Here is a 10,230-nt window from a genome sequence, read left to right on the forward strand (position 1 = left end):
AATTACGTGTTGAAAGGCTAATCTTGAAGTAGGCCATCACCTTGAGGTCTACCATCATGGATACCCCAGCCTTTCAACACCTGTTGTCTCTTTTTCCCCAGTTAACCCTGCGCCAGCGCCGTGTTGCTCAGCAGGAGCTCACTGCACCCCACACCATTACCTCGCTCAATACTCAGTTACCGGCATGCAGTGGCTGCCCACATTGTCAGGCTGATGTCACCCAGCTGGCGCCTTGGGGATGGAGTCGGGGACTGCGCCGCTACCGTTGCAAACTGTGTCTGCGCACCAGCACCGTTTTGACTAAAACTCCTCTGGCCCGGTTGCGCAAAGCCCAGTGCTGGGAAGACTACGCGCAAGCCCTCATCGAAGGACTGACTGTCCGCCAAGCCGCGCGGCGCTGTGGGGTCAGCAAAAACACCGCGTTCCTCTGGCGTCACCGCTTCTTGCGCGCGATGACAACCCATCAGGCCACCCGGGAAGAGGGCATCGTTGAGGTTGATGAGACCTTCTTCCTTGAATCGTTCAAGGGGCAGCGGGGACTGCCGCGTCCGGCACGTCATCGCGGTGGTAAAGGTCGAACTCGTGGAACCGGGCCAGATTACATCCCGGTGATGGTGGTACAAGACCGTGCAGGCCACCATGCGGATTTCCAGTTGGAGAAAATAGATGCCGAGACGGTCATCGCGGTGTTGAAGCCGTTGGTGTCAGCGGATGCGGTGCTGTGTAGCGATGGAGCGGGTGTGTATGCCTGTTTCAGCAAAGAACAGGGTGTAACCCATCAGGTGGTGCGCAATCGTCAAGGCGAACGGGTGGTCGGTGCGTATCACATCCAGTATCACCATCGGTTGAAAGAGTGGATGGAGCGGTTCCATGGCGTGGCAACGCACTACCTGAAGAACTACCTGGGTTGGCGCAGGATGCTGGAGCGTTATGGAAAAGGCGTAAATATCAAAGCATGTTTGCATGAGGCGCTGGGGCGCCCCATGCAACACGTAATTGGGACATAGCCTTTTTATTGCTGGCAACGCCGACCAAGGCGCTAGATGCCCTTGGGCCAGATCACCCCCAATGTGCGGCCGTGATCCGTCTGTTGCTGCAACTGGGTGAAGCGCTCACGGGTGCTGGCCAGCACCCCCTGCCCCTGTTGCCAGGCCTGATATTGCAGGGCGGCGCAATCGCGCTCCACCGGCAGTTGTGCCAACTGGATGCCAAGCTGGCTGACGCTCTCCAGCAAGATCTGCTTGTGACGGCTCTCATAATCGAACATGGCGGTCACCAGCGTGTCCCACTTCTGGCGCTCTGCGGGGGAGGCCCTCGCCTTGTCCATCCAGTTCGGTACCATTACCTTGATGCGGGTGGTGACCCTGACCTGCTCCAGCGCGCAGCGGTCGGCCTCGGGGCGGGTCTGCAACTGCCAGGAAAGTTGGTAGCTGGCCATGCCGATATGGCCTCTGGCCTGGGTCTGCCCCTGTTTTGCTATCTGGCGGGACACGCTGACGACATCCGGTCCAAACACCCGGTAAAACTGGAAATCAACCTTGATGTCAGGCTCGACCTTGATGCCGGTATAACGAGAACGTTCGGCCCCTGCTGTGGCGGCATACAGCAAGGCTGCCACCATGAAAACTTTGCTGATCATTCCCATTTATGCTGCCTTGACCTCGTTGATGCTCGGGGTGTTATTTTAATTAATTATCAACGTATTAATACTCGACGCAGGAGATTAACCGCGATCCCTGCGACTGTCACCCACTCCCGTCAAAAAGCCCGAGTATCAGATTGACAAGTCGCAACCCCGCGCTTTCATTGATTTGAAAGCAAGATCACAAGTGATGATTGACATCATGGTGAGCCATCCCTGATTGGATAACAATCGTCGAGTTTTATGTTGATACTTTTCGGGATGGGTCAGATGACCCTCCACGTTGACGCCAAAAATGTATCCACCTTCAATTTCGGACTCAGGAACTCACTCTATGATGGAACTCCTTATTGGCACCCTGGTCACCCTGACCGTGGGTCGCTACATCTTCAAGGGCTACTCGGCCACCGGGGTGCTGCTCAGTGGCGGTCTGCTGCTGCTGACCATTACCGCCCTGATGGGCAAGGCCGTACTGCCTGCCAGCGTCACCTCCACCGGTCACGTGGCCACCGACGTCTTTGAATATGTGCGCTTCCTGCTGGTGGATCGTGGTGGTGGCCTTGGCATGCTGATCATGGTGCTGTGCGGTTTTGCCGGCTACATGAGCCATATCGGCGCCAACACCATTCTGGTCAAGCTGGCCAGCAAACCACTGGGCATCATCAAATCCCCCTACATCCTGCTGGTGGCCGCCTATCTGGTTGCCTGCGCCATGTCGCTGGCGGTGAGCTCTGCAACCGGTCTGGGCGTCCTCTTGATGGCCACCCTGTTCCCGCTGATGGTCAACATGGGGATCTCCCGTGGCGCGGCTGCGGCCGTGTGCGCCTCGCCAGCCGCCATCATTCTGGCACCGACCTCCGGTGACGTGGTGATGGCGGCTCAGGCCGCCAACATGCCGCTGCTGGATTTTGCCTTCAAGCTGACTCTGCCCATCTCGCTGATTGCCATCGCCTGCATGGCGGTGACTCACTTCTTCTGGCAGCGCTACCTGGACCAGAAGTCTGGCGAGCACAATGAGCCGGTCGCCCCGGGTGATCTGGTCACCACCGCCCCCGCCTTCTACGCCATCCTGCCGTTTACTCCCATCATCGGGGTGCTGGTATTTGACGGCAAATGGGGTCCACAGCTGGATATCGTCACCATCATAGTGATGTGCATGGTGCTGGCCAGCCTGCTGGAGCTGGTGCGGATCCGCAACGGCAAGGAGCTGTTGGACGGACTGCAGGTCTGCTGGCGTCACATGGCGGATGCCTTCGCTGGTGTGGTCATGCTGCTGGTCGGTGCCGGTGTCTTTGCCCAGGGTCTGATGACTATCGGCTTTATCGACACCCTGCTTGCCCATGCACAGGATCTCGGCTCGGGCGGCATGATCATGATGCTGTCACTGGTGGTGATCACCACCCTGGCCGCCTTCACTACCGGCTCGGGCAATGCCCCCTTCTACGCCTTCGTGGAGCTGATCCCCAATCTGGCCAGCAGCCTTGGCATCAACCCGGCCTATCTGGTGATCCCGATGCTGCAAGCCTCCAACCTGGGTCGCACCATATCCCCGGTCTCCGGCGTGGTGGTTGCCTGTGCGGGCATGGGTAATCTCTCTCCATTCGAGGTGGTCAAGCGCACCTCGGTGCCGGTCGCCGTCGGCCTGGTGGTGGTGATCCTCGCCACCCAGATCATGGTCCCCGCCTGACATTCGGCCTGAACCAGCGGGGGGCCTGACTCTGGCCCCTGCCAGATCTGGCGCTTTCCTCACCAGCCCGGCGTCCTGCCGGGCTGGTATCTTCCCCCGCGGTTGGAGTAGACTCTGAGCTCTTTTTTTCTCTAAGGAGGACCGAGATGAGTATTACGGTTCAACTTGCCCATTTCAGTGACTGCCACTCCCATTTCGATGGCGCCCCCATGCGCTTCTCCCCCGTTGGCGAGTCCGAGTGGCGTACTCAATGTGGCGGCTATGCCCGCATCCTTTCCCGGCTCACCGCCCTGCGTCAGCAAGCAGACGCGGCGGGTCAGACCTGCCTGCTCCTGCACGGCGGCGACACCTTCCAGGGTTCGCTTTATTTCAACCGTTTCAAGGGGCGAGCCAACGCAGATCTGCTGAGCCTGCTGCAGCCGGATGCCATGGTGATCGGCAATCACGAGTTCGATCTGGGCAACGGTCCTCTGGTGGAGTTTTTGCGCCAGCTCGACTTCCCAGTGCTGGCCGCCAACCTGGACAGCAGTCAGGAACCGGCCGATACCCCGTTGCGACTGAGGGGCCTGCCCATGCTCCATGACGCCAGCCGCCCCTGGCACAAACGCATCATAGACGGAGTGCCCTTCGCCCTGCTCGGCATCACACTGCCGCAGATGGCCGCCATCGCCAATCCGGATGCCTATACCCATTTTCACGGCATCGAGGAGACGCTGGTCGCCGCGATCAGCGACATCAAGGCCGAAGGCATTCACCACATCATCTTGCTGAGCCATCTGGGGCTGGAGCAGGACAAGCGCCTGGCTGCTCGCTTTCCCGAGTTCAGCCTCATCATCGGTGGCCACACTCACAGTCAGCTGGGGGATCTGGCTCCGCTCGGGCTCGAGAGCGACGGCAGCTATCCGCTGATGGTGAACGACGTCGCCATACTGCATGCGGCCCACAGCGCGCTCTGCCTCGGGGTGTGCGAGCTGGAATTTGACGCGCGCGGCCGAGTGCGGCGCAGCCAGGGCCAGCTGGAGTGGCTGCCCTGGCAATCCTGGCCGTTTGACTCTGTGCCGCCGGCCGGTCTGCACTTCTGCGAGCCGGCTCCTGAACTTGAGGCGCATCTGGCCAAGCGCTACCGGCCCGAGCTCGAAACCATGACCCAGCGCATTGTGACCCGGCTCGCCTGGCCACTGCACCATCAGCGCCTGCCCGACGCCAACCTGCCAGCCGGCAGCCAGGTTGCCCCCCTGGTGGCCCACGCCATGCTGACCGGAGCCCGTGAACAGGTCGGTCAGGTGGATTTCGCCCTGCACAACGCAGGTGGCGTGCGCTGCGCCCTCGAACCCGGGCCGCTCAGCGAGGCGGATATCGCCGGCCGCCTGCTGCCCTTTGCCATTCCGCTCACCCTCTATCGGGTGCACGGCCATGAACTGGCCGAGGCTCTGGAGGGGGCTATCGACAACGCCACCAACAACGGCGTGACGGGTAACGGCAGCGGCAGCTTCCCTTATACTGCCGGCGTCCGTTTCAGCTACCAGGCAGACAAGCCCAAAGGGGCCAGGATCACCCGGCTGGAGTGGGAGGCGAGCCCGGGTCAGTGGCAGCCGGTCGAGGCCGATGCTATCTACCGGGGGGTATCAAGCGCCTATACCGCCTCCGGCAAAGAGGGCTACACGGCGCTGGCCCGTACCCTGACCCAGCACAATCAGGAGCTCGGCATCACGCTGGCGGATGCCTTCATCCGCTGGGCCCGCTATCTGCCCGAGCTGAGTGTCATGCCGCCGCTGCTTGTGTATCAGGGCCCTGGCGTCATGTAGTGATCCCAGTGGGACTCAGACCACCACTTCTGCCACGTTTGTCATAAAAAGTGCCGCTTTCTTGCCAGAAGGCGGCACTTTTGCAAATTATTTCAAGCACATCTGCCACGCCCATTGCATAGCGCAGTCAGGCTCGGCAAGATAGGCCCGCTTTCGAGACTTCCCAGCTGGAACAGGTCACCCATGAATCATGTCATCCGCTTTACCCCTCCTCGTGTCAATCCGGGCCTTAGGCCGCTGGTGATCCTGCTCACTGGCCTGCTGGCCTTGCTGTTTTGCCTGCGCAACCCGCTGTTTCATGGCATGGCCCCCGGCTTCGATGCTTCATTGTTTGCTGTGATGGGCAAGATGTGGAGTGAGGGGGGCGTGCTCTACCGGGACATGGTCGACATCAAGGGCCCCATGATCTTCGCCCTCAATGCACTCGGTTACCACCTGGGTGGCTTCTTCGGGATCTGGCTGCTGGAGTGGGCGCTCTGCTGGCTCGGTCTGCTGGCCAGCTGGCAAGCATTCGGCCAGCTCGGCCTCTCCCTGCGCGCACGCCTCGGTAGCATGCTGGCGGTGCTGGCGCTCTACAGCACCCGTTATTACTACGGCAACATGACCGAGGACTGGACCTTCCATCTGGCCCTCCTCGCCCAATGGGCCTTCATCACCATGCTGCTGGACAAACGCTTCAGCTGGGGACCTGCCCTGGTGGCGGCGCTGACCTTTGCCATCGTAGCCTGGATGCGCACCAACAACGGCGCCTTCTGGGGCGCCTGGTATCTGGTGCTGTTCTGCCACTGGTGCCTGCGCGAACAGTGGCGCTGCGCCTTCGCTCTGCTCTTCTCCAGCCTGCTGGGACTGGCCCTGATAGGCGCCCCCCTGCTTGCCTACTTCCAGCACCACAGCCTGCTGGCCGAATTCAAGTATTACGCCTTCGACATCTTCTTCGAGGGCAGCTACGGTAACGGCTTCTCGCCAGATGTGGGCAGCGTCGGCCTGCTGCGCACCGGCCTCATCATGCTGCTACCCGCCTTCATCATACTGATGATGAGCCGGCGGCAGGAGTGGTATCTGCCCGTCCTGTGCGCCACCCTGTTCGGCGTAGTGTTCACCCTGGTCGCCAACTCCGTTTCCGGCCATGTGTTCGATCACTACGATGTGCTCTATCTGCCGCTGGCCCTGTTGCCGCTTGCCTGCCTGCTGGATCGCAGCGAGCAGCAAGCCGATGGCCTCGGCCTGCTCTGCATCTCGCTGGTGGTGCTGACCGCCAGCTGGCTGCTGGCCCAGCAGCTCGGTTACGGCTGGAGCACCAAGGAGTGGTCGCTGGAACGGGTGCGGGAAGTGCTCGGCAACAGTCTGCTGTGGGCCCTGCCCGTGCTGATCCTTGTGCCCCTGTGGCGCGCCTGGGATGTGCGCAGTGCCACCCCCTGGCTCGCCTCGCTGGCCATGCTGGTCCTGCTGCTCAACAACGCCTGGGAAGGCAGCCTGAAGGGCACGCCGTTCAACCTGCCGGCTCAGGTACGGGTCGATCGGATCAAGGCCGAAACCGGCCCGACCGACAAGATCTGGGTCGATGGCATACAGCCGCAATATTATCTGTGGACCGATCGCCAGCCGGCCTCCGCCTATCTCTTCTTTGCCAACGTCAATCCGCCCTACGACGTGCGTGAACGTGTGCTGGCCGACATCAAGCGCCAGAGTCCCAAGTTCATCATCGCCAAGCCGGAACGGATTGCCGACGAGCTGAAAAAACCGAGCTCCCCTTCCAGCCTCGCCTTCTATCAATATCTGGTGAGCCAGTATGAAGAGGTGGACCCCGGCCTTTATCGCAGGCGCTGATCCCGCACCATCGCCAGCAAGGGCCGTCATTGATCACAGTGACGGCCCTTTTGCTTGGACGAACACACGCAGGGAAGAGAGCAAGCCCTACCCAAGCCAACGCGGGATGACTACAATGGCGCTCTTTTTTGATGTGACGAGTGACAAACCATGGCGGAACTGACCTATCTCGGGGGCTACCCGGACCAGCTCAAGGCCCAGGTACAACAGCTGATCGCGGCGGGCAAGCTCGGCGACATGCTGGAAAAACGCTACCCGGACAGTCACCTGATCCAGAGTGACAAGGCGCTGCTGAGTTACACCATGGAGTTGAAGAACTGCTATCTGAAAAGCTCGGCGCCGCTGTCCAAGGTGATTTTCGATGGCAAGATCAACGTGATCAAGGATGCCCTCGGCCTGCACACCTATGTCAGCCGGGTACAGGGCAACAAGCTCAAGGCCAAGAACGAGATCCGCATCGCCGCCCTGTTCAAGGAGGCTCACCCCGCCTTTTTGAAGATGATAGTGGTGCACGAACTGGCCCACCTGAAGGAGAAGGATCACAACAAGGCCTTCTATCAGCTCTGTCAACACATGGAGCCGGACTATCATCAACTGGAGTTTGATCTCAGGCTCTGGCTCACTTGGCGCGATATTGAGCGCGCCGCGCGCTGACCGATTGCCGTTTCAAGGAGGAAACATGATCCCATTGCGCCATCCGCTACTGCACCGTGCTCGCACATTCAAGGGAGGCTTGATGAGCCTGTGGAGTCTGGTGCTGCTGCTCCCACCGCTTTCCCTGCACGCCGCCGACCACTGGCAGAGCGACGCCTATCTGACGCAGAGCTTCTTCGAAGTCGCCATGAAACAGGAATATGGCCACGAGCAGAATGTGCGTTTCTCCCGCTGGCAGCAACCCATCCGTCTCAGGCTCATCAATGAATTTGGCGACAAGCCGCTGCAGGCCGAGGTGGTCAAGATCCAGAGCCAGCATCTGGCCAGCATCATAGGTCGCCCTATCACACTGGTGAACGACAACGCCAACATCACCCTGATCATGACCCAACACTCGCAGATGGCGAGCTGGGCCAAACGGACCATGGGCCAGGATGCCTCCATCAAGATGGCGCTCAAAGAGGGGCTGTGCATAGCCAACTTCGCCACCAATGCCCGCTATGAGATAGCCCGCGCCACCATCATCATTCCGGTAGATTACAGCCGGGCCAAGGGGCGTTTTCTCGATTGCGTAGTAGAAGAACTCACCCAGGTGATGGGCCTGCCCAACGACTCGGACAAGGTGTTTCCCTCCATCTTCAACGACAACAGCATCGACAGCTTCCCGACCGGACTCGATTATGTGCTGCTCAAGCTTGCCTATCACCCCGCGCTGCATCCCGGCATGACGGCCGCCGAGGTCCACGCCGCCCTGCCCGAGGCCATCAAGGCGCTGCGTGCCCACCGCGAGATAGCCCAGGCCAACCAGCGGGTACAGGTCAATAGCCTCAAGCGCTGGGCCGGGTTGTAAGGCGCAGGATCCCCCTTCCAGCACGATGTGAGCAGGTAAATTCCATGTGTGGCCAGAAACGGAAAAACGCAGCCGGGGCTGCGTTTTCTCTGATCCTTGTTGAGTCTTTCTGGCGCCTGCCATACACGACTCAGGGCGGCCAGCGAGCCTCAGGAGGCGGCGTTTTCCGGCATCCAGCTGTCAGCGTTCTCCCACACCTCCTGCACCATGGCCTCCGCCAGCTCCTTGTCTTCCTTGCTGGCACGGCTGACCGTCATCGCCATGGCACCGCCCGGTGCGACCCGCACATGCAGGTCGGGGAACTTCTCGCCCAACTGCTTGAGCAACTCCTGACGCAGCGCCTCCATGGTGGTGGTGGGGATCTGATGTTTCTTGTCGATGATGATTTCCAGACGCATAGGATAAGTCTCCATGATTTATAACTGTATTTTTATACAGTAAAAATCAAAAGTAAAGGAGGGATTATCTACTTCCCCGGACCACCCTTCAATCAAACTCGCTGCGACATAGCAGATAACGAGAACGCCAGCGTCTGCTCGGGAAGAAGACCATGAAGAACGAGATCCTCAAAGAAGCGGTGGAGTATAGCCGAGCAAAAAAATGGATAGCGCATGCGCCCTGGTTGCCAGGGGACGACGATTAAGGACTGTGAGCCAGACCCTTGATGTATCTCCTGCGCCGCTATCGGTTCATGTTCATCGAAAGCCAGACTGGCGAGATGGTCGCCAACACGATGACAGCGCTTTGCTTGCACGGATCATGGATGTGGTGGCAGAACTCCCCTCCTATGGCTATAGGCGAGTCAGGGCGCTGTTACGGCGTCAGTCCAGAGGCCGCGTGACAACCCGTAGTCAACACCAAGCGGGTATATCGCGTCATACGCGATCATGGAACCTGCGGCGCAGTTGAGCCAGCAGGCACAAAAGGGGCGTGTCGCAGTCAAAGAGATCAATCGGTGGTGGTGCTCGTATGGCTTTGAATTTCGCTGCGATAACGGCGAAAAACGACAGATCACGTTCGACATGGAGTGCTGCGACAAAGAAGCCTTGGATTGGGCGGCCAGCACCGGGGGTTACAACAGTGACGCGGTGAAAGATGTCATGCTGCGCGCGGTCGAACGTCGCTTCGGGGATGCGTTACCTGCGAATGGCTGATCGATAATGGCTCGGCGTATCGGTCCCATGAGATCCGGGCGCTCGCACGTGAAATCGGGTTCGCGCCCAGAACAATGGCGGTGAGGAGTCCACAGAGTAACGGTATAGCGGGGAGCTTGGTGAAGACGATGAAGCGAGACTATATCGAGGTGATGCAGAAACCGGATAGCCGAACAGCAGTAGGAAATTTGACGATCGCGTTTGCGCATTACATGAGTATCGCCTTTTTGAATATATATTTCAATTGGTTACAGCTAAAAAGCCTGTTCATGAAGTTTCCATAGATGAGAGGAACGACCATCCGATTAACGCCTAACCGAGGCCGAAGAGCCGGAACCTATTCACTATTGGCATTCCGAGTCTAAGACCTGAATGGACATTGTAGTGCCGTCTCTGGCTTCGGGTATCAACATATACCCTATTATGCATTGCATGTTGTTGTCCTCACCCCACTTGACTGTGAGTAGCCCTGTGTCTTCTTCGACAGAGTTATGGTGATTTCTGGTGTATGGGGGAGATAGAGAAGGTGGCGTATCCTGCTGATTGATTCCCGCGAAGAATCTCAATTAACAGAGGTGATACGCCATGACCAATTCTACCCTCAGAGTCCT

General features: G+C 59.3%; 8 protein-coding genes and 1 pseudogene. 7 read left to right on the forward strand and 2 right to left on the reverse strand.

Annotated features, from left to right (window positions below; all coding sequences use genetic code 11):
- Positions 1-56 precede the first annotated feature (56 nt).
- Positions 57-1,007: an IS1595 family transposase gene (locus tag GWQ22_RS09885; RefSeq protein WP_275930182.1), complete on the forward strand. Its 951-nt coding sequence runs from the start codon at positions 57-59 to the stop codon at positions 1,005-1,007.
- 32 nt (positions 1,008-1,039) lie between these two features.
- Here GWQ22_RS09885 and GWQ22_RS09890 read toward each other — a convergent pair whose 3' ends face one another.
- Positions 1,040-1,639, reverse strand: coding sequence for a DUF922 domain-containing protein (locus GWQ22_RS09890; protein WP_275930183.1), 600 nt, complete (start codon positions 1,637-1,639; stop codon positions 1,040-1,042).
- Between the two features lie 337 nt (positions 1,640-1,976).
- On the opposite strand from GWQ22_RS09890, the gene dcuC reads away from it, so the two are divergent.
- The 5 genes from dcuC to GWQ22_RS09915 all read left to right on the forward strand — a co-directional run bounded on the left by dcuC (position 1,977) and on the right by GWQ22_RS09915 (position 8,465).
- A complete protein-coding gene (dcuC, locus tag GWQ22_RS09895; RefSeq protein WP_212513740.1) occupies positions 1,977-3,329 on the forward strand; it encodes an anaerobic C4-dicarboxylate transporter DcuC in 1,353 nt (450 codons plus the stop codon).
- 146 nt (positions 3,330-3,475) lie between these two features.
- On the forward strand, positions 3,476-5,134 hold the full coding sequence (locus GWQ22_RS09900) for a bifunctional UDP-sugar hydrolase/5'-nucleotidase (protein WP_275930184.1): 1,659 nt from the start codon (positions 3,476-3,478) through the stop codon (positions 5,132-5,134).
- Between the two features lie 183 nt (positions 5,135-5,317).
- Positions 5,318-6,961: a hypothetical protein gene (locus GWQ22_RS09905; RefSeq protein ID WP_042035481.1), complete on the forward strand. Its 1,644-nt coding sequence runs from the start codon at positions 5,318-5,320 to the stop codon at positions 6,959-6,961.
- 150 nt (positions 6,962-7,111) lie between these two features.
- Positions 7,112-7,615: a M48 family metallopeptidase gene (locus GWQ22_RS09910; protein ID WP_275930185.1), complete on the forward strand. Its 504-nt coding sequence runs from the start codon at positions 7,112-7,114 to the stop codon at positions 7,613-7,615.
- Positions 7,616-7,697: 82 nt separating this feature from the next.
- A complete protein-coding gene (locus GWQ22_RS09915; protein ID WP_244463024.1) occupies positions 7,698-8,465 on the forward strand; it encodes a DUF2927 domain-containing protein in 768 nt (255 codons plus the stop codon).
- A gap of 149 nt (positions 8,466-8,614) precedes the next feature.
- Here the strand turns inward: GWQ22_RS09915 and GWQ22_RS09920 are convergent, their stop codons facing one another.
- Positions 8,615-8,863 carry a DinI family protein gene (locus tag GWQ22_RS09920; protein ID WP_021140432.1) on the reverse strand — a complete coding sequence of 83 codons (249 nt, stop codon included), beginning with the start codon at positions 8,861-8,863 and terminating at the stop codon, positions 8,615-8,617.
- A 113-nt stretch (positions 8,864-8,976) separates the two neighbouring features.
- Here GWQ22_RS09920 and GWQ22_RS09925 point away from each other — a divergent pair.
- Positions 8,977-9,831, forward strand: a pseudogene (locus GWQ22_RS09925) (DDE-type integrase/transposase/recombinase); the annotation flags it as partial.
- Positions 9,832-10,230 lie beyond the last annotated feature (399 nt).

Source organism: Aeromonas sp. 1HA1 (assembly GCF_029237385.1).
Classification (GTDB): domain Bacteria; phylum Pseudomonadota; class Gammaproteobacteria; order Enterobacterales; family Aeromonadaceae; genus Aeromonas; species Aeromonas popoffii.

Excerpts from the sequence above, each read along its gene's own strand:
- GWQ22_RS09885 (WP_275930182.1), top strand. The coding sequence starts at position 57 with ATGGATACCCCAGCCTTTCAACACCTGTTGTCTCTTTTTCCCCAGTTA.
- GWQ22_RS09890 (WP_275930183.1), bottom strand. The coding sequence starts at position 1,639 with ATGATCAGCAAAGTTTTCATGGTGGCAGCCTTGCTGTATGCCGCCACA.
- dcuC (WP_212513740.1), top strand. The coding sequence starts at position 1,977 with ATGATGGAACTCCTTATTGGCACCCTGGTCACCCTGACCGTGGGTCGC.
- GWQ22_RS09900 (WP_275930184.1), top strand. The coding sequence starts at position 3,476 with ATGAGTATTACGGTTCAACTTGCCCATTTCAGTGACTGCCACTCCCAT.
- GWQ22_RS09905 (WP_042035481.1), top strand. The coding sequence starts at position 5,318 with ATGAATCATGTCATCCGCTTTACCCCTCCTCGTGTCAATCCGGGCCTT.
- GWQ22_RS09910 (WP_275930185.1), top strand. The coding sequence starts at position 7,112 with ATGGCGGAACTGACCTATCTCGGGGGCTACCCGGACCAGCTCAAGGCC.
- GWQ22_RS09915 (WP_244463024.1), top strand. The coding sequence starts at position 7,698 with ATGAGCCTGTGGAGTCTGGTGCTGCTGCTCCCACCGCTTTCCCTGCAC.
- GWQ22_RS09920 (WP_021140432.1), bottom strand. The coding sequence starts at position 8,863 with ATGCGTCTGGAAATCATCATCGACAAGAAACATCAGATCCCCACCACC.